The sequence below is a fragment of the Pseudomonas sp. D3 genome (genome assembly GCF_029320995.1).
In the GTDB taxonomy this organism is placed as follows: Bacteria; Pseudomonadota; Gammaproteobacteria; order Pseudomonadales; family Pseudomonadaceae; genus Aquipseudomonas; species Aquipseudomonas paraveronii.
The window spans coordinates 2,056,890-2,075,460 of record NZ_CP119772.1 but is presented as its reverse complement, the minus strand read 5'-3'; the positions used below and the strand labels follow the sequence as shown (position 1 = coordinate 2,075,460).

The window sequence follows — 18,571 nt, the reverse complement described above, 5'->3', positions numbered from 1 at the left end:
CTCACAAAACCGCTTTCGGGTAAGAGCCCAGCACCTTGAGTGCCACGGCTTCCTGACTGATTTTCTCGAGCACGCTTTTGACCAGCGGGTCGCGGTGATGGCCGACGAAGTCGATAAAAAACACGTAGGTCCATTTACCGCTGCGCGAAGGACGAGTCTCGATGCGCGTCAGGTCGATCCCGTTGTCGTGGAACGGCACCAGCAGTTCATGCAGCGCGCCGGGCTTGTTGCTCATGGAGACGATGATCGAGGTCTTGTCGTCGCCAGTGGGCGGCACTTCCTGGCTGCCGATCATCAAGAAGCGCGTGGAGTTGTCCGGGCGGTCCTCGATTTTCTCGGCCAGGCGCGTCAGGCCATACAGGCCCGCAGCCATATCGCCGGCAATCGCCGCCGAGTTCCACTCACCCTTGACCCGCTTGGCCGCCTCGGCGTTGCTGGACACCGCCACGCGCTCGACATTCGGGTAATGCGCATCCAGCCACTTGCGGCACTGGGCCAGGGACTGGGCGTGGGAGTAGATGCGGCTGATGCTGTCGGTCTTGGTGTTTTCACCCACCAGCAAGTGGTGGTGGATGCGCAGCTCGACTTCGCCGCAGATCACCATGTCGTGCTCAAGGAAGCTGTCCAGGGTGTGGTTGACCGCGCCTTCGGTGGAGTTTTCCACCGGCACCACGCCAAAGTTCACCGCACCGGCCGCCACTTCACGGAACACTTCGTCGATCGCCGCCATCGGCTTGCTGATCACCGCGTGACCGAAGTGCTTCATGGCCGCCGCCTGGGTGAAGGTGCCTTCCGGGCCGAGGTAAGCCACTTTCAGCGGCTGCTCCAGCGCCAGGCAGGAAGACATGATTTCACGAAACAACCGCGCCATCTCTTCGTTGCCCAACGGCCCCTTGTTGCGCTCCATCACGCGTTTGAGCACCTGGGCTTCACGCTCCGGACGGTAGAACACCGGCACTTCGCCTTCCGCCAGGGACGCCATCTTCACCCGCGCCACTTCCTGGGCGCAGCGCGCGCGCTCACTGATCAGCTCCAGGACTTTCTCGTCCAGGCTGTCAATGCGCACGCGCAGGGCCTTGAGTTCTTGCTCAGACATTAGCCGTGTTCCTTTTCGAACGCTGCCATGTAGGCCACCAACGCGTTGATGGCGCTGATATCGACAGCGTTATAGATGGAGGCGCGCATGCCGCCCACCGAACGGTGACCCTTGAGGTTCAGCAGGCCACGCGCCTCTGCACCCACCAGGAACGGCTTGTCCAGGCGGTCATCGGCCAGGCGGAACGGTACGTTCATCCACGAGCGGTCGGTCAGGTTGATCGGGTTGCTGTACAGGCCGCTGGCGTCGATGAAGTCGTACAGGGTGCGCTTCTTCACTTCGTTGAGCTTGCCCATGGCAGCAACACCGCCCTGCTCCTTGAGCCACTCGAACACCAGGCCCGAGAGGTACCAGGCAAACGCCGGCGGCGTGTTGTACATCGAGCCGTTATCGGCCGCGACCTTGTAGTTGAGCATGGTCGGGCACAGCGAGCGGGCGCGACCCAGCAGGTCTTCACGGACAATGTTGACCACGACGCCGCTCGGGCCGATGTTCTTCTGCGCGCCGGCGTAGATCATGCCGTAGCGGGACACATCGATCGGCCGCGAGAGAATGTCCGAGGACATGTCGCACACCAGCGGCACATCACCCACTTCAGGCACCCAGTCGAATTCCAGGCCGCCGATGGTTTCGTTGGCCACGTAGTGTACGTAGGCCGCATCCTTCGACAGCTTCCACTCGTTCTGACCTGGAATCGCGAAGTAATCGTAAGGCTTGGCGGTACCGGCGATGTTGACGTTGCCGTAGCGCGCGGCTTCTTCGATGGCTTTCTGCGACCAGATACCGGTGTCGATGTAATCGGCGGTGCCGTCTTCCGGCAGCAGGTTCAGCGGCAACTGGGCGAACTGCTGGCTCGCGCCGCCCTGCAGGAAGAGCACCTTGTAGTCGGAGGGGATGTCCAGCAAGTCGCGCAGGTCCTGCTCGGCCTTGGTGGCGATGGACACGAACTCATCACTGCGATGGCTCATTTCCATCACAGAGAGGCCTTTTCCATGCCAATCGAGGAGTTCACCCTGCGCGCGCTGCAGGACTGCTTCAGGAAGCGCCGCGGGACCGGCACAGAAGTTATAGGCTCTCTTGCTCACATCCAATCTCACTCTGATCTGGTGGGGTGGTGCAATAAATCGGTTTTTAATACTTTCACAAGGGACAAACAACAAGGGGGCGAATCTTCATCCGCCCCCTGCTTGTCCGCTTATTCCTGCGGTTCTTCTTCGTCTGCGGCAGCGTCGAGGGTCGGTTCGTCGACGTTGTCATCGCCGGTTGCGATCACCTCGCCGTCAAATCCCTCGCCTTCCAGTTCTTCGCCTTCGACTTCCGACGGTTCCTGAACGCGTTCCAAACCTACCAGCGTCTCGTCGCTGGCCAGCTTGATCAGCGTCACGCCCTGGGTGTTACGACCCAGGCTCGACACTTCGGCGACACGGGTACGCACCAGGGTGCCCTGGTCGGAAATCAGCATGATCTCCTCGCCATCGAGCACCTGGACCGCGCCAACCAGACGGCCGTTGCGATCGTTGCTGACCATGGCGATAACACCCTGGCCGCCACGCTTGTACTCCGGGAACTCGCCGATGGCAGTACGCTTGCCATAACCACGCGCCGAAGCGGTGAGGATCTGACTGCCTTCTTCCGGGATCAACATGGAAATCAGCTTCTGTCCTTCCGGCAGACGCATGCCGCGCACACCGCGGGCGGTACGGCCCATGGCTCGCACGTCGGACTCTTTGAAGCGCGTCACTTTGCCGCCATCGGAGAACAGCATGACTTCACGCTCGCCATCAGTGATGGCCGCGGAGATCAGTACGTCGCCTTCATCCAGCTCCAGGGCGATCAGGCCCACGCTGCGTTGACGGCTGAAGGATTCCAGCGGGGTCTTCTTCACGGTGCCCTTGGCGGTGGCCATGAAGATGAAGTGACCTTCGGTGTATTCATCGACCGGCAGCATGGTGGTGATGTATTCATCACTGTCCAGCGGCAGCAGGTTGACCAACGGACGACCACGGGCGGCGCGGGAGGCTTCCGGGATTTCGTAGGTTTTCAGCCAGTACACCTTGCCCTTGCTGGAGAACAGCAGCAGCGTGGTGTGGCTGTTGGCGACCAGCAGGTGAGCAATGTAGTCCTCATCCTTCACGCCGGTAGCCGATTTACCTTTACCGCCACGACGCTGGGCCTGGTACGCAGCCAATGGCTGGGTCTTGGCGTAGCCACCGTGGGAGATGGTCACGACGCGCTCTTCTTCCGGGATCATGTCACCCAGGGTCAGGTCGAGACGGGCATCGAGTATTTCGGTGCGGCGCACGTCGCCGTATTCGGCGCGGATCACTTCCAGTTCTTCGCGGATCACTTCCATCAGGCGCACGGCGCTGTTGAGGATGCGGATCAGCTCGCCGATCTGGTTGAGGATCTCCTGGTACTCGGCCAGCAGCTTCTCGTGCTCCAGACCGGTCAGGCGGTGCAGGCGCAGTTCCAGGATGGCCTGGGCCTGTTCCGGCGATAGGAAATACTTGCCCTCGCGCAGACCGTATTGCGGGTCCAGGGTCTCGGGACGGCAGGAATCGGCGCCGGCACGTTCAACCATCGCCACGACGGCGCTGGATTCCCACGGCATCTTGATCAGCGCTTCTTTGGCTTCCGACGGGGTCGGCGAAGCCTTGATCAGGGCGATGACCGGGTCGATGTTCGACAGCGCAACCGCCTGGCCTTCCAGGATGTGGCCGCGCTCGCGGGCCTTGCGCAGTTCGAATACGGTACGGCGGGTCACGACTTCGCGACGGTGACGGACGAAGGCTTCCAGCAGATCCTTGAGGTTCAGGATGCGCGGGCGACCGTCGATCAGGGCCACGACGTTGATACCAAACACGCTTTGCAGCTGGGTCTGGGCGTAAAGGTTGTTGAGGATCACCTCAGGCACTTCGCCACGACGCAGCTCGATCACGACGCGCATACCGTCCTTGTCGGACTCGTCGCGCAGCTCGGTGATGCCTTCGAGCTTCTTCTCCTTGACCAGCTCGGCGATCTTCTCGATCAGACGCGCCTTGTTCAACTGGTAAGGGAGTTCGGTGATGACGATTTGCTGACGGCCACCGACCTTGTCAATGTCTTCGATCATCGAGCGGGCGCGCATGTAAATGCGGCCACGACCGGTGCGATAGGCTTCGATGATGCCGGCGCGACCGTTAATGATCGCGGCGGTCGGGAAGTCCGGACCGGGGATGTATTGCATCAGCTCATCGATGGTCAACTCAGGGTTGTCGATGAGGGCCAGGCAACCGTCGATGACTTCACCGAGGTTGTGCGGCGGGATGTTGGTGGCCATGCCCACGGCGATACCGCTGGAGCCGTTGACCAGCAGGTTGGGAATCCGGGTCGGCATGACCGCCGGGATCATTTCGGTGCCGTCGTAGTTCGGCACCCAGTCCACGGTTTCTTTGTGCAGGTCGGCCAGCAGTTCGTGCGCCAGCTTGGTCATGCGCACTTCGGTGTATCGCATGGCCGCGGCGTTGTCGCCGTCGACAGAACCGAAGTTGCCCTGGCCGTCTACCAGCAGGTAGCGCAGGGAAAACGGCTGGGCCATCCGAACGATGGTGTCGTACACCGCAGTGTCGCCGTGAGGGTGATACTTACCGATCACGTCACCGACAACACGGGCAGATTTCTTGTACGGCTTGTTCCAGTCGTTACCCAGCTCGCTCATCGCGAACAGCACACGCCGGTGCACGGGCTTCAAGCCATCGCGCGCATCAGGCAGTGCCCGACCGACAATTACGCTCATCGCGTAGTCGAGGTAGGACTGTTTCAGCTCGTCTTCGATATTGACCGGGAGGATTTCTTTGGCCAGTTCGCCCATGAGAAGCCTGATTCCTTTTTCGGGTGAAACCTCGTCACATCCATATGGGACGAACGAAGCTCGCCGCTGCCGGCATGGTGCCTGGCAACGACTTACGACAAATCAACGAGTTATGACACGGATCTGCACGTTAAGGGCAGCCCCTCGGGGCGGCCCTGGAAACCGCCGGATGTTATCACAATCGCCGCCACGCACCTATCCCCCTGACGGGCATGGAGCGTAGTAAGTTGACGGATGACAGGCTTGAGGACGACGAGAGGGCCTCAGAGCTAGGGTGGTGCTGTTTTTGCGGTGCAGATCCGAAGGATTTATGGCCTTTTAACGCCAATCGGCAGCAAGCGCCCTCCCACACTCCAATTGTGAACACCGTCAAAATGTGGAAGGGGCATGCCCCCGATAGCAATCTGGCAGGCACCAACGCCCTCAATGCAGCCGCTTACGGCACATCAACTGGGCGATTTTGGCGGTGTCCGGCCGTTCGACAATGCCCTTTTCAGTCACGATCACATCGATCAAGTCGGCCGGGGTCACGTCAAATACCGGGTTGAAGGCATTCACATCGGCGGCGAAGCGCTGGCCGGCGACTTCCAGCAACTCGCCCGCATCGCGCTCTTCCAGGGCCACGTCGTCGCCCGCAGCCATCATCAGGTCCAGGGTCGAACTCGGCGCCACCACCATGAAACGCACGCCATGGTGCATGGCGCACACCGCCAATTGATAGGTGCCGATCTTGCCGATCACATCACCATTGGCCGCAATGCAGTCGGCGCCGACGATCACCCAGGTCACGCCCTTGGTCTTGAGGATATGCGCGCCCGCCGAGTCAGCGTTGACCGTGACAGGGATGCCCTCGCCCGACAGTTCCCAGGCGGTCAGCCGCGAACCTTGCAGCCAGGGCCGGGTTTCGTTGGCGTAGACCTGCTCGACCAATCCCTCCAGAAAGGCAGCACGAATCACCCCGAGGGCCGTACCGAACCCTCCCGTCGCCAGGGCGCCGGCGTTGCCGTGGGTCAGGATCGCCTGAGCGTTGCCCTGGTGCTTGCGAATCCGCTCGACGCCCAACTGGGCCATGACGAGGTTGGCTTCGCGGTCGCTTTCATGGATCGCAATCGCTTCGGCTTCCAGCATAGCCAGCGGATTGGCGTGTTTCTTGAGGCGGTCCAGGCGGTCGCGCATGCGTTTGAGGGCCCAGAACAGGTTCGCAGCGGTCGGGCGAGTATCGGCCAGAAGTGCGTAGTCTTCTTCCCATGCGGCCTGCCAATCGCCGCCTTCGGCGATCCGTTCGCGGGCGGCGAGTACCAGGCCGTAGGCTGCACTGATGCCGATGGCCGAGGCGCCGCGCACGACCATCGAACGAATCGCCGTGGCCACCTCCTCGACCGTGGTGCAGATCACCCAGCTTTCCCGGGACGGCAAAACACGCTGGTCGAGCAGGTGCAGTGCGCCATCGCGCCAATCGATGGCCTTCACTTTCTCCGCAGCCAACAGTCGATCGCGCATCCCTCACCCCGCACTCATGAACAAAAGCCGCCGATTATAGCGATCCGCCAGCCAGGACGCTCGGGTATACTTCGCCCTTCTTTTATAGCTGCCCGGGAAGAAGCCTGCGATGACCTCCACTGCCGCCCCGCTCGACTTATTGCTACTGCCGACGTGGCTGGTACCTGTCGAACCCGCCGGCGTGGTGCTCAAAGAGCATGGCCTGGGCATCCGCGATGGGCGCATTGCCTTTATCGGCCCACGGGCCGCGGCGTTGAAACTTTCCGCCGGCGAAGTGCGCGAGCTGCCGGGCATGCTGCTCAGCCCCGGCCTGATCAACGCCCACTGCCACGCGGCGATGAGCCTGTTTCGCGGAATGGCCGATGACCTGCCGCTGATGACCTGGCTGGAAAAGCACATCTGGCCCGCAGAGGCCAAGTGGGTCGATGAAGCCTTCGTGCGCGACGGCACCGACCTGGCCATCGCCGAACAGCTCAAGGGTGGCATTACCTGCTTCTCGGACATGTACTTCTACCCCAAGATTGCCAGTGACTGCGTCCACAACAGCGGGATGCGCGCGCAGATCGCCATTCCGATCCTCGACTTCCCGATTCCCGGCGCCAGCACCGCCGATGAGGCGATTCGCCAGGGCATCGAGCTGTTCGGCGACCTCAAGCATCACCCGCGCATCAAGATCACCTTCGGCCCCCACGCGCCCTACACCGTGAGCGATGCCAACCTGGAAAAGATCCGGGTGATCGCCGAGGAGCTGGACGCCGCGATCCATATGCATGTGCACGAAACCGCGCTTGAGGTACAACAGGCTGTCGAGCGGACCGGCGAACGCCCGTTGGCGCGCCTCGGTCGCCTCGGCCTGCTGGGCCCACGCTTCCAGGCCGTTCACATGACCCAAATCAGCGAGGACGACCTGGCTTTGCTGGTAGAAAGCAACACCAGCGTCATCCATTGCCCGGAATCGAACCTGAAACTGGCCAGCGGCTTCTGCCCGGTGGAGCGTCTGTGGCAGGCTGGCGTCAATGTGGCCATCGGCACCGACGGCGGCGCCAGCAATAATGACCTCGACCTGCTGGGCGAAACCCGCACCGCGGCGATGCTGGCCAAGGCCGTCGCCGGCTCGGCTACCGCCCTGGATGCCCACCGCGCCTTGCGCATGGCGACGCTCAACGGTGCCCGTGCCATGGGCCAGGAGAGCGAGATTGGCTCGCTGGAGGTCGGCAAAGCGGCCGATATCGTCGCCTTTGATCTTTCAGGGTTGGCGCAACAACCGATCTACGATCCGGTCTCACAGCTTATATATGCCACCGGACGCGATTGCGTGAAACACCTTTGGGTCGCCGGCAAGCAGTTGCTCGACAACCGGCAATTGACCCGCATGGATGAACAACAGTTGACCGCCACGGCCATTGCCTGGGGCCAGCGCATCAGCGGGCACCGCGAATAACGCCGGTCCTGAACCCGTGTTCAGGGCCGACAAACCGATTTATCAGATTTAGAGGAACCACCATGAGCAACGTCGACCACGCCGAAATCGCCAAATTCGAAGCCCTGGCCCACCGCTGGTGGGACCGCGAAAGCGAGTTCAAACCCCTGCACGACATCAACCCGCTGCGGGTCAACTGGATTGATGAGCGCATCAACCTGGCCGGCAAGAAGGTGCTGGACGTCGGTTGCGGCGGCGGCATCCTCAGCGAAGCCATGGCTCAGCGCGGCGCTACCGTGATGGGCATCGACATGGGCGAAGCGCCGTTGGCCGTGGCCCAGTTGCATCAGCTGGAATCCGGGGTGAGTGTCGAATACCGCCAGATCACCGCCGAAGCCCTGGCCGAGGAGATGCCCGAGCAGTTCGACGTGATCACCTGCCTGGAAATGCTCGAACACGTGCCGGACCCGTCTTCGGTGATCCGCGCCTGCTTCCGCATGGTCAAGCCCGGCGGCCAGGTGTTCTTCTCCACCATCAACCGCAACCCCAAAGCCTACCTGTTCGCGATCATCGGCGCCGAATACATCATGAAGCTGCTGCCGCGCGGCACCCACGACTTCAAGAAATTCATTCGCCCGTCCGAGCTGGGTGCCTGGAGCCGTCAGGCCGGGCTGACCGTCAAGGACATCATCGGCCTGACCTACAACCCGCTGACCAAGCACTACAAGCTGGCCAGCGACGTCGACGTCAACTACATGATCCAGACCCTGCGCGAGGAGTAAGCCTGTGAAGTTGCGAGCGGTTCTCTTCGACATGGACGGTACCCTGCTGGACACCGCGCCGGACTTTATCGCCATCTGCCAGGCCATGCGCGCCGACCGCAACCTGGCACCGATCAACGACCAGCATATCCGCGATGAAATCTCCGGCGGCGCACGGGCGATGGTCGCCGTGACGTTCTCGATGGACCCCGAATCCCCAGGTTTTGAAGAACTGCGCCTGGAGTTCCTCGAGCGCTATCTCAAGGGCTGCGCGATCCACAGCGTGCTGTTCGACGGCATGGCCGAGCTGCTGGAAGACATCGAAAAGTCCAAGCTGATCTGGGGCGTGGTCACCAACAAACCGCTGCGTTTTGCCGAGCCGATCATGCAGCAGTTGGGCCTGGCCGAGCGCTCGGCACTGCTGATCTGCCCGGACCATGTGACACACAGCAAGCCGCACCCGGAGCCGCTGATCCTGGCGTGCCAGATGCTCAACCTGGACCCGGCCAGCGTGCTGTTTGTCGGCGATGACCTGCGCGACATCGAGTCCGGCCGCGACGCCGGAACCCGCACGGCGGCGGTCACCTATGGCTACATCCACCCGGACGACAACCCGCGTCACTGGGGCGCGGATGTGGTGGTGGACCACCCGCTGGAATTGCGCAAGGTGCTGGATAACGCGCTGTGCAGTTGCTGATGGTCTACCGGTCTTGCTGACCTATGAAGATCCAATGTGGGAGGGGGCTTGCTCCCGATTGCAGTGTGTCATTCAACACATTCATTGACTGAACCACCGCAATCGGGAGCAAGCCCCCTCCCACAGGGGATCTTCAGTGTTTTCCAGCTCCGTGTTGGTCACCTACTGAATTTTGTCGAGGCTATTTATGTTTGATTACTCTGCACGTCCCGAACTGCTAAAAGGCCGCGTCATCCTGGTGACCGGTGCCGGTCGCGGGATTGGCGCGGCGGCGGCGAAAACCTATGCCGCCCATGGCGCGACCGTGCTGTTGCTGGGCAAGACCGAAGCCAACCTGGCCCAGGTGTACGACGAGATCGAAGCCGCCGGCCACCCGCAACCCGTGGTGATCCCGTTCAACCTGGAGACGGCCCTGCCCCATCAGTACGATGAGCTGGCGGCGATGATCGAAAAGGAGTTCGGCCACCTCGACGGCCTGCTGCACAACGCCTCGATCATCGGCCCACGCACGCCGATCGAGCAGCTGTCCGGTGAGAACTTCATGCGGGTGATGCACATCAACGTCAACGCGATGTTCATGCTGACCAGCACGCTGTTGCCGCTGCTCAAGCTGTCCCAGGACGCCTCGGTGGTATTCACCTCCAGCAGCGTCGGGCGCAAGGGCCGGGCGTATTGGGGGGCCTATGGCGTGTCGAAATTCGCCACCGAAGGCCTGATGCAAACCCTGGCTGACGAGCTCGACACCGTTGCGCCGGTAAGGGCCAACAGCATCAACCCCGGCGCCACGCGCACCAGCATGCGGGCCCAGGCCTATCCGGGGGAAAACCCGGCCGACAACCCGGCGCCGGAAGACATCATGCCGGTGTACTTGTACCTGATGGGGCCGGACAGTACCGGGATCAACGGACAGGCGTTCGACGCGCAGTAACCGCTGACACAACCGGAATAAAATGTGGGAGGGGGCTTGCCCCCGATGGCAGGGTGTCAGTCACTGTATCTGTGACTGACCCACCGCTATCGGGGGCAAGCCCCCTCCCACATTTATTTAGCAGTGTTCTTTAGTTTTTCACCACGTCCTCGAGGGTGAAACGGCCCAGCGGGTTTTGCAGGAAGTTGCTCACATTCTTGCGTGAGATGTTGATGTACGGGCTGTAGTACAGGTCGATCCAGTTCACATCCTGTTTCGCCAGTTTCTGCAGTTCGACATACATCTGCTCACGCTTGGCCGGGTCGGCCTCGATACGCGCCGCCGTCACCAACGCCTTGACCTTGTCGTTCTTGTAGCGGGTCATGTAGTTCTGGTTGGTGTCGTGGCCCAGTACGAAGGTGGTCTTCTGGTCCGGGTCGAGGATGTCGTTGGTCCAGTACATCACCGAAATATCGTACTCACCGTCCACCAGCATCTGCCAGCTTTGGGTCGGGTCGACTTTCTGCAGGTTGGCCGTCACGCCGACCTTGGCCAACTGGTCCTTGATGATCACCGCAATCTGCTCGTCGGCTTCGTTGCCAGCGTTGACCACGTAGTTCAGCTTCAAGTCCTTGGCACCGGCATCGGCCAGCAGTTTCTTCGCGGCGGTTGGGTCATACGGGCGTTGCAGGTTGTTGGCGTAGTGGTACAGCGAGCCTTTGGGGATGTAGGAATAGGCCACGGTGCCTTGACCGTAAGTGGCCGTCTTCACCAGCGATTGTTTATCGATGGCCATGTCCAGCGCCTGGCGAACTTCCGGTTTGGCCAGCAGGCCGTGCTCATGGTTGATCAACAGGTGATCTTCACGGGTGGACGGGTCGGAATGGATCACCACGTTTTTGTCTTTTTTCAGCTCTTCAACCCGCGAGAACGGCACGAAGATCGCCGTGTCCAGTTCGTTGTTCTGCACCATGCGCATGCGCGTGTTGTCGTCGGTCACCGAGACCCACTCCACGCCATCCAGGCTGACGTTCTTGGCCTGCCAGAAGTTCGGGTTTTTCTTCAGGATCACCCGATCGCCCTTGCGCCATTCGTCCACGGTGAACGCACCGGAGGTCACCGGGTTTTGCGCGTAGGCGTCTTCGCCCATTTTGGTCATGGCCTTTTCCGACAGGATCGACACCGTCGGCGACGCCAGTTGCGAGAGGAAGGCCACCGCCGGGGTCTTCAGCGTCACCACCAGGGTCTGCGGGTCGGCGGCCTTGGCCGTGTCGATCAGGCTGAATGGGTCGCTCCACAGCGAGGCCTTGTTGTCGCGGATGCGCAACAGGCTGAACGCCGCATCCTCTGCCGTGATCGGCGTGCCATCCGAGAACTTCGCCGCACGCAGCTTGAAGGTGTAGGTCAGGCCGTCCTTGGAAATCTCCCAGTTTTCTGCCAGCCCCGGCTCCATCTTGGTGCCCAGGTTATCCACGCGTACCAGGGTGTCGTAGACGTTGGCAAATACCCAGGTGTCGCGGTTTTGCGCGCTTTTGATCGGGTCGAACGTGGTGCTGTCTTCACGGCAACCGATGGTGAGGACACCGGCGGCCTGGGCAAGACCGGCGGTCAGCGACCAGGCGGTCAATGTCGCGGCGGCGAGCAACTTCAAGTGGTGTGATTGCATGTCATAACTCCTTGTTTATAACGGCGGTTGTTCAAGAATGGCAGGGGTGGGCTGAAGCAAAGGTTCTTCAAGCACGCAACTGTACCGATGCTCGTGCAGGAAATGAGTAGGCGGCAATACCACGGAACACAGGGTTTGGGCATACCGGCAACGCGGGTGAAACGCACAGCCTGTAGGCAAGTTCAGCGGGCTCGGTGGCTCGCCGGGTAACGGTTCTGTGGGCAACGGCCGATGCGGATCGATCTCGGGAATCGCCTGGATCAGCGCCGCCGTATACGGATGACGCGGTGAGGTGAAGACCGCTTCCACCGGCCCCTCCTCGACGATCTTGCCCAGGTACATCACCGCTACCCGGTCACACAGGCGGCGCACGATGGCCAGGTCATGGGCGATAAACAGGATCGCCAGGTTCATGCGCTGTTGCAGTTCCAGCAACAGGTTGATGATCTGGCCCTGGATCGATACATCCAGGGCCGCCACGCACTCATCGGCAATGATCAAGCGCGGTTCCACCGCCAGCGCCCGGGCGATGCCGACCCGCTGGCACTGGCCGCCGCTGAGGGAGCCGGGCTTACGAGCGGCCAATTCAGGGCGCAGGCCGACCAGCTCGAGTAACTCGTCGACACGCCGCGCGATCTGCTGCGGCGCGACTTTGCGCTGTACCCGTAACACTTCGGCAAGGGTTTCGCCGACCGTGTGGCGTGGGTTGAGCGCGGCATACGGGTCCTGGAAGATCATCGCGGTTTCATGGCGCAGGCGGGCGATGTCGATGGCGCTGCCGTGTGCCATGTCGATGCCGTCGAACAGCACCTGCCCGGCGCTGATCGGGTTGAGGTGCAAAATCGCCCGGCCAAGGCTGCTTTTGCCGCTGCCGGATTCGCCCACCAGGCCCAGGGTCTCGCCCGCCGCGAGGTTCAGCGACACACCGTTGACCGCCCTAACCCACTGCTTGTTCAGGCCGAACATGCCGCTGCCGGACGCGGCAAACCGCACCTCCAGGTCCTTGATCTGCAACAGGCTCATGGGCGACCTCCCAACGGATAGTGACAGGCCACCCGCGCACCTTCCGGCAACACTTCGGTACACACGCTGCCGGCCTGCGGACAACGCGGGTGGAAGCGGCATCCGGCGGGCAGCGCATCCAGCAATGGCGGCTGACCCGCGATGGTGCGCAGCAAGGCGTGGCCGCTGCTGTGGGCTGGCTGGCAGTCGATCAGGCCTGCGGTATACGGGTGCCGGGGATGGGCGAGCAGCTCGTATTTACTGCCGTGCTCGCACAGGCGCCCGGCGTACATCACCGCGATGGCGTCGCAGGTTTGCGCCACCACGCCGAGGTCGTGGGTGATCATGATGATCGACAGGCCGCGCTGGTCGCGCAGGTCGAGCAACAGCCGCAGGATTTGCGCTTGCACGGTCACATCGAGGGCCGTGGTGGGTTCGTCGGCAATCAGCACTCTCGGGTTGCAGCCCAATGCCACGGCGATCATGGCGCGCTGGCGCATGCCGCCGGAAAACTCATGGGGGTAGTTGTCGACCCGTGCCTGGGGATCGGGAATGCCCACTTGGCGCAATACCTCGATGGCTTGCCGGCGCGCGTCTTTTTTCGACGCCTCTTGATGCAGGCGAATGCCCTCGGCGATCTGCTCGCCGATGCGCATCAGCGGGTCGAGGTGACTGCTGGGGTTCTGGAAAATCATGCCCAATTGCCCGCCGCGTATTGCGCGCATGCCCGCGTCGTCCAGTTGCAGCAAGTCCTGGCCGGCCAGACGCACCGCCCCGCCCTGCACGCGCAGGTTGGGCGACGGCAACAGACGTATCAGCCCGCGACAGGCCATGGTCTTGCCCGAACCGCTTTCGCCCACCAGACCGAGGATTTCGCCTTCGGCCAAGTCGAAGGAGACGCGGTCGACCAGGGTCACCTCGCGCCCGGCATTGTTGGCAATTACGCTCAGGTCGCGCACTTGAAGCAGGCTCATGCGCGCGCTCCCAGCACTTGCGCCACACCATCGGCCAGCAGGCTGAAGCCCATGGCCAAAGTCACGATGGCCAGGCCCGGGAAGGTGCAGATCCACCAGGCAGTGGTGATAAAGGCTTGCCCTTCGGCGACCATCGTCCCCCACTCGGCGGTCGGCGGTTGCACGCCCAGGCCCAGGTAACTCACGGCCGCGCCATTGAGCAGCACCAGCACCGCGTCAGACATGGAAAACACAATCGAGCCAAACATCGCATTCGGCAGCAAATGCCGGAACAGAATGCGCCCGTGACCAAAGCCGAGGCTTTTCGCCGCCAGGGCGAAGTCACTTTCCTTGAGCACCAGGATCTGCGAACGGATCAACCGCGCATACGACACCCAGCCCACCAGTGCCATGGCGATATAGAAACTCTTCAAGCCCGGACCGAGGATGGCCATGATTGCCAGCATCAACACCAGGAACGGGAACGCCAGGATCACGTCGATGATGCGCATGCAGACGCTGTCGAAACGCCCGCCGATATAGCCGGAGACCGCGCCGATAAAGGTGCCGATCATGAGCGGGAAGATCACCCCGACAATCGCCAATTGCAGATCGATGCGTGCGCCCCAGATCACCCGCGAGAGAATGTCGCGACCGTAATTATCCGTACCGAAGGGATGGCCCAGACTCGGCCCGAGCAAGCTCATATCGGTGTTCTGCGCAATCGGGTCGAACGGCGCGATCCACGGCGCAAATAGCGCCAGGCCTAGCCACGTCAACAGAATCAGTAAGCCCCACGCGGCGGTCAGCCGACCGTCGCGAAAGCCAAAGCGCAGGCGCAAGCGCCATGGGGCAATCAGCGGACGGCTGCTCATTGCATCTTCACCCGCGGGTCCAGGGCGACGGTCACTACATCCGCCACGAAGTTGACCAGCACCGTCGCACAGGCCAGCACCATGGCCACGCCCTGCACCACCATGTAGTCGCGGGTAAAGATGCCGCGCACCAGCAACTGGCCGATGCCGGGAATGGCGAACAGGCTTTCGATGACCACCGTGCCGCTGATCAGCCAACCGATATTCACCGCCAGCAGGTTGACCGCCGGCACCAGGGAATTGGGCAGTACATGCCGGCGAAACACCGCCGCTTCCGACAACCCGCGCGCCCGGGCGGCGGTGACATGGTCCGCCTGCAACTCCATCAACATGCTCGCCCGCAGGTTGCGCACCAGCACCGCCGACAGGGCCAGGGCAATGGTCAGGCACGGCAGGACCATATGGTGCGCCTTGTCCAGCCAGGTGCGACCGTAGCCGGACACCGGAAACAGACCCCATTGCACACTGAACAGCAGGATCAGCATCAACCCCAGCCAAAATGCCGGCATGCCCAGGCCGACGGTGGTGAACACGCGGATCAGGTTGTCCGTCCAACCGCCTTTGTGACGCGCCGCGACGGTGGCCAGCGGCACTGCAATCAGCAGCGCCAGCAGCACACTGCCGAGCACCAGCACCAGAGTCGGCTCGATACGGGTGACGATCAGCTTCAACGCATCGACCTTGTACAGCAGCGACTGGCCGAGGTCGCCCTTGAGTAGGTTTTTCAGGAAGTAAAAATATTGCAGCCACAGGGGCTGGTCGAGTCCGAACTGTGCGCGGATCTTCAGTAACGCATCCGGCGTGCTGCGCGAGCCGAGCAGCGCGCGCGCCGGGTCACCGGGAATCGAGCGCACCAGCACGAAGGTGATCAGGCTGATGCCAAACAGCACCGGCAGCAATTGCAGCGGCCGGGACAGCACGAAACGGTAGCGCGCCAGGTTCATCCGTCAGCCTCGGTGACGCGCGAGGAAGTCCAGCAGTACCGGAAAGTACGCCTGGGGTTCTTCATAAAAGGGCATATGACTGCTGTTGGGGAACACATGCAGCTCGGCGTGCCGGGCGGCCTGCTTCATGCGCAGGGCGCAGGCCGGGGTGAGTTCGTCGTGCTGGCCTGTGGTGATGAGCATCGGCATGTTGAAGTCGGCCATCTCGGCGATGCGGTTCCAGTCCTTGAGGTTGCCGATATACAGAAATTCGTTGGGGCCCTGCATGGTTTCGTAGGGGCCCATGTTCCAGTCGTCGAGGGAGCGCCGGAGCGGCGCCGGCCATTCGTCCAGGCGGCACACGTGGCGGTAGGTGAGCAAGGTGATCGCGGCCTGGTACTGCGGGTGATCCAGCGTGCCCATCGCTTCATGGCGCTGCATCATCGCCACGGTTTCGCTGCCGAGGGCGCCGCGCAGGCGTTCAAGCTCCCGGGAAAGGTGCGGAATGTCGCCGACGGTGTTTTCCAGGATCAGGCTTTTCAGCGCATCGGGGTAACGGATGGCGTATTCGATGCCCAGCCAGCCGCCCCAGGAATGCCCGAGCAGATGCACACGGCCCAGGCCCAGGGTTTGGCGCACGGTTTCGACTTCTTCGACATAACGGCCGATTTCCCACAGGGAAACATCGGTCGGTCTGGCTGAAGCACCGGTGCCAAGCTGGTCGAATGCAACCACTCGCAGGTCATGCTCTTTGAGCCAGCCATGGGCGTCGCGCAAGTAGTCACACGGCAGCCCCGGCCCGCCGTTGAGGCACAACAGCACCTCATCGCCTGCGCCAAAGCTGTAGACCATGAGGTCATGGCCATCGACTTGCACGGTGTACTGCTGGTCGGGGGCAATTTCACGCCACATCCATACATTCCTTGTGTTGTATCAGCCTGGCGGGGTGCGGCCGCTTATGAGGCCAACACTACCGAGGATGCCGTGTATCCATAACCTAGTATTTCTTATAGGTTTGGCCTGGCAGTCCTTCGCCGGGGCGTGGCATTCTACTTGCAGGAAGTCGAGATTCAAATGAATTCGGGAGCAGAACGGATGCTGGCCAAGCTAACTGCCTTCAATCACCGTCTCATGCCGGGCAGGAGCCTGGATGAGCAGATGGACAATACGTTTATCCTCGCCCAACAGCTGGGTTTCGATGCGCTGGTGTATGACTATTCGCCGGTGCCCATCGACCTCAACGGTGCGCTGATCACACCTTCGGTGCTGCAATTGCGCAACACCCCTTCCGATTGGCACGCCTTATGGTGCAGCGAAGGGTTTTACCAGATCGATCCGGTGCAGCACCTGGCCTTGAGCACGGTGTCGCCGTTTGTCTGGTCCTACGAGGCCAAGGCGCAAACCGCGCTGCAGAAGATCATCGACCCGTGCCACGCCCCTGTCTCGTCTTACCTGCATGATCAGCAACTGACCTGCGGCGTCAGCGTGCCGATTCATCTGCCCCGGGGCGGCTTCGCATCGTTGACCGGCTTGCGAACCGGCAAGGCGCACACGGTGCTGGAGGATGCGCAGCAAACCTTGTCGGATTTCAACCTGATTTCCCATGCATTGCAGGAAGCGGCCTACCCGCTGTTCAGCAATGAACTACGCACCTACCCACATATCCGTCTGACCAAACGCGAGCGCGAGTGCCTGAAATGGGCCGCCGACGGCCTGACCGCCGCCGAAATCGCCACGCAACTGAGCCGCTCACTGGCGGTAGTCACCCTGCATCTCGCCTCGGCGATGCACAAACTGGGGGCAAAAAATCGCGTACAGGCCGTGGTGCGCGCCACCCATTACCGCTTGCTGGAGGGTTGACCCCTCGGCAAAACCTAGCTGTTTTGCTAGTTACCTAAACGTTCCGTGCCGATTATCGTGTCCTGATCCTTTTTTTTCAAAGCAGGGTACGAAATGGAATTCATCGAGAAAGTCCGCGAAGGGTATGCGCCCTTCGGCCCCTATCAGACCTGGTACCGCATCACCGGCGACCTGACCTCCGGCCGTACACCGCTGGTGATCATCCACGGCGGTCCCGGCTGCACCCATGATTATGTCGACGCCTTCAAGGACGTTGCCGCCAGTGGCCATGCCGTCATTCACTACGACCAACTGGGCAACGGCCGCTCCACCCATTTGCCCGACAAAGACCCGTCCTTCTGGACTGTCAGCCTGTTCCTCGACGAACTGAACAACCTGCTGGACCACCTGCACATCAGCCAGAACTACGCAATTCTCGGGCAATCCTGGGGCGGCATGCTCGGCAGCGAACATGCGATTCTGCAACCCAAGGGCCTGCGTGCGTTTATCCCGGCCAACTCGCCCACCTGCATGCGCACCTGGGTCAGCGAAGCCAACCGCCTGCGTAAGCTGCTGCCCGAAGGCGTGGATGAAACCCTGCTCAAGCATGAAGCCGCCGGCACCTACCAAGACCCAGAGTATCTCGCCGCCTCGCGAATGTTCTACGACCAGCACGTCTGCCGGGTCAACCCATGGCCGGACGAGGTCGCGCGCACCTTCGCCCAGGTCGATGCAGACCCGACCGTGTACCACGCCATGAGCGGCCCGACCGAGTTTCATGTGATCGGCAGCTTAAAGGACTGGAACGTGATTGGCCGTTTGTCGGCAATCAAGGTACCGACCCTGGTGATCTCCGGCCGGCATGACGAAGCCACACCGTTGGTGGTCAAGCCGTTTCTGGATGAAATCGCGGATGTGCGCTGGGCGCTGTTTGAAGACTCCAGCCACATGCCCCATGTGGAAGAACGCCAGGCGTGCATGGGGACCGTGGTGAAGTTTTTGGACGAGGCGTGTTCAGTACCGCACAAAGCCCTTAAGGCTGGCTGAGGTCCACTGTGGGAGCGAGTTTGCTCGCTCCCACC

General features: G+C 61.8%; 16 protein-coding genes. 6 read left to right on the top strand and 10 right to left on the bottom strand.

From position 1 onward, the window contains the following. Position 1: 1 nt before the first annotated feature. The 4 genes from pheA to mtnA all read right to left on the bottom strand — a co-directional run bounded on the left by pheA (position 2) and on the right by mtnA (position 6,446). Positions 2-1,096 (bottom strand): prephenate dehydratase, encoded by a 1,095-nt coding sequence (pheA, locus tag P3S72_RS09530; protein ID WP_247403410.1) that lies wholly within the window; start codon positions 1,094-1,096, stop codon positions 2-4. Then, a complete protein-coding gene (serC, locus tag P3S72_RS09525; RefSeq protein WP_276197127.1) occupies positions 1,096-2,181 on the bottom strand; it encodes a 3-phosphoserine/phosphohydroxythreonine transaminase in 1,086 nt (361 codons plus the stop codon). The genes pheA and serC overlap by 1 nt, the downstream gene beginning before the upstream one ends. A gap of 110 nt (positions 2,182-2,291) precedes the next feature. Continuing rightward, positions 2,292-4,946: a DNA gyrase subunit A gene (gyrA, locus tag P3S72_RS09520; RefSeq protein WP_276197126.1), complete on the bottom strand. Its 2,655-nt coding sequence runs from the start codon at positions 4,944-4,946 to the stop codon at positions 2,292-2,294. 423 nt (positions 4,947-5,369) lie between these two features. After that, positions 5,370-6,446, bottom strand: coding sequence for an S-methyl-5-thioribose-1-phosphate isomerase (gene mtnA / locus P3S72_RS09515; protein WP_276197125.1), 1,077 nt, complete (start codon positions 6,444-6,446; stop codon positions 5,370-5,372). A gap of 109 nt (positions 6,447-6,555) precedes the next feature. On the opposite strand from mtnA, the gene P3S72_RS09510 reads away from it, so the two are divergent. The 4 genes from P3S72_RS09510 (at position 6,556) to P3S72_RS09495 (ending at position 10,252) form a co-directional block, all read left to right on the top strand. Continuing rightward, positions 6,556-7,887, top strand: coding sequence for a TRZ/ATZ family hydrolase (locus tag P3S72_RS09510; protein ID WP_276197124.1), 1,332 nt, complete (start codon positions 6,556-6,558; stop codon positions 7,885-7,887). A gap of 62 nt (positions 7,888-7,949) precedes the next feature. Then, positions 7,950-8,648, top strand: coding sequence for a bifunctional 2-polyprenyl-6-hydroxyphenol methylase/3-demethylubiquinol 3-O-methyltransferase UbiG (gene ubiG, locus P3S72_RS09505; RefSeq protein WP_276197123.1), 699 nt, complete (start codon positions 7,950-7,952; stop codon positions 8,646-8,648). A 4-nt stretch (positions 8,649-8,652) separates the two neighbouring features. After that, the gene (mupP, locus tag P3S72_RS09500; RefSeq protein ID WP_276197122.1) at positions 8,653-9,324 is read left to right on the top strand and encodes an N-acetylmuramic acid 6-phosphate phosphatase MupP; all 672 of its coding nucleotides are present in this window, start codon (positions 8,653-8,655) and stop codon (positions 9,322-9,324) included. A 187-nt stretch (positions 9,325-9,511) separates the two neighbouring features. Then, the gene (locus P3S72_RS09495; RefSeq protein ID WP_128192170.1) at positions 9,512-10,252 is read left to right on the top strand and encodes a YciK family oxidoreductase; all 741 of its coding nucleotides are present in this window, start codon (positions 9,512-9,514) and stop codon (positions 10,250-10,252) included. 130 nt (positions 10,253-10,382) lie between these two features. Here the strand turns inward: P3S72_RS09495 and P3S72_RS09490 are convergent, their stop codons facing one another. The 6 genes from P3S72_RS09490 to P3S72_RS09465 are packed head-to-tail and all read right to left on the bottom strand — an operon-like array spanning position 10,383 to position 16,562. Continuing rightward, on the bottom strand, positions 10,383-11,897 hold the full coding sequence (locus P3S72_RS09490; RefSeq protein WP_276197121.1) for an ABC transporter substrate-binding protein: 1,515 nt from the start codon (positions 11,895-11,897) through the stop codon (positions 10,383-10,385). A 15-nt stretch (positions 11,898-11,912) separates the two neighbouring features. Then, a complete protein-coding gene (locus P3S72_RS09485) occupies positions 11,913-12,920 on the bottom strand; it encodes an ABC transporter ATP-binding protein (RefSeq protein ID WP_276197120.1) in 1,008 nt (335 codons plus the stop codon). Then, complete coding sequence (locus tag P3S72_RS09480; protein ID WP_276197119.1) at positions 12,917-13,873, bottom strand: ABC transporter ATP-binding protein; 957 nt, start codon at positions 13,871-13,873, stop codon at positions 12,917-12,919. Before P3S72_RS09480 ends, P3S72_RS09485 begins: the two co-directional genes overlap by 4 nt. Continuing rightward, positions 13,870-14,727, bottom strand: coding sequence for an ABC transporter permease (locus P3S72_RS09475; RefSeq protein WP_276197118.1), 858 nt, complete (start codon positions 14,725-14,727; stop codon positions 13,870-13,872). The genes P3S72_RS09480 and P3S72_RS09475 overlap by 4 nt, the downstream gene beginning before the upstream one ends. After that, positions 14,724-15,671 carry an ABC transporter permease gene (locus P3S72_RS09470; RefSeq protein ID WP_276197117.1) on the bottom strand — a complete coding sequence of 316 codons (948 nt, stop codon included), beginning with the start codon at positions 15,669-15,671 and terminating at the stop codon, positions 14,724-14,726. Before P3S72_RS09470 ends, P3S72_RS09475 begins: the two co-directional genes overlap by 4 nt. Before the next feature lie 3 nt (positions 15,672-15,674). Further along, entirely contained in the window at positions 15,675-16,562 is an 888-nt protein-coding gene (locus tag P3S72_RS09465) for a proline iminopeptidase-family hydrolase (protein WP_276197116.1), read from the bottom strand. 183 nt (positions 16,563-16,745) lie between these two features. On the opposite strand from P3S72_RS09465, the gene P3S72_RS09460 reads away from it, so the two are divergent. Together P3S72_RS09460 and P3S72_RS09455 are read left to right on the top strand one after the other, a co-directional pair. Beyond that, a complete protein-coding gene (locus tag P3S72_RS09460; protein WP_276197115.1) occupies positions 16,746-17,510 on the top strand; it encodes a LuxR family transcriptional regulator in 765 nt (254 codons plus the stop codon). A gap of 93 nt (positions 17,511-17,603) precedes the next feature. After that, entirely contained in the window at positions 17,604-18,536 is a 933-nt protein-coding gene (locus P3S72_RS09455) for a proline iminopeptidase-family hydrolase (protein WP_276197114.1), read from the top strand. Positions 18,537-18,571 lie beyond the last annotated feature (35 nt).

Coding starts and splice junctions, on each gene's coding strand:
- pheA (WP_247403410.1), bottom strand. CDS start 1,096: ATGTCTGAGCAAGAACTCAAGGCCCTGCGCGTGCGCATTGACAGCCTG.
- gyrA (WP_276197126.1), bottom strand. CDS start 4,946: ATGGGCGAACTGGCCAAAGAAATCCTCCCGGTCAATATCGAAGACGAG.
- mtnA (WP_276197125.1), bottom strand. CDS start 6,446: ATGCGCGATCGACTGTTGGCTGCGGAGAAAGTGAAGGCCATCGATTGG.
- P3S72_RS09510 (WP_276197124.1), top strand. CDS start 6,556: ATGACCTCCACTGCCGCCCCGCTCGACTTATTGCTACTGCCGACGTGG.
- ubiG (WP_276197123.1), top strand. CDS start 7,950: ATGAGCAACGTCGACCACGCCGAAATCGCCAAATTCGAAGCCCTGGCC.
- P3S72_RS09495 (WP_128192170.1), top strand. CDS start 9,512: ATGTTTGATTACTCTGCACGTCCCGAACTGCTAAAAGGCCGCGTCATC.
- P3S72_RS09490 (WP_276197121.1), bottom strand. CDS start 11,897: ATGCAATCACACCACTTGAAGTTGCTCGCCGCCGCGACATTGACCGCC.
- P3S72_RS09485 (WP_276197120.1), bottom strand. CDS start 12,920: ATGAGCCTGTTGCAGATCAAGGACCTGGAGGTGCGGTTTGCCGCGTCC.
- P3S72_RS09480 (WP_276197119.1), bottom strand. CDS start 13,873: ATGAGCCTGCTTCAAGTGCGCGACCTGAGCGTAATTGCCAACAATGCC.
- P3S72_RS09475 (WP_276197118.1), bottom strand. CDS start 14,727: ATGAGCAGCCGTCCGCTGATTGCCCCATGGCGCTTGCGCCTGCGCTTT.
- P3S72_RS09470 (WP_276197117.1), bottom strand. CDS start 15,671: ATGAACCTGGCGCGCTACCGTTTCGTGCTGTCCCGGCCGCTGCAATTG.
- P3S72_RS09465 (WP_276197116.1), bottom strand. CDS start 16,562: ATGTGGCGTGAAATTGCCCCCGACCAGCAGTACACCGTGCAAGTCGAT.
- P3S72_RS09460 (WP_276197115.1), top strand. CDS start 16,746: ATGCTGGCCAAGCTAACTGCCTTCAATCACCGTCTCATGCCGGGCAGG.
- P3S72_RS09455 (WP_276197114.1), top strand. CDS start 17,604: ATGGAATTCATCGAGAAAGTCCGCGAAGGGTATGCGCCCTTCGGCCCC.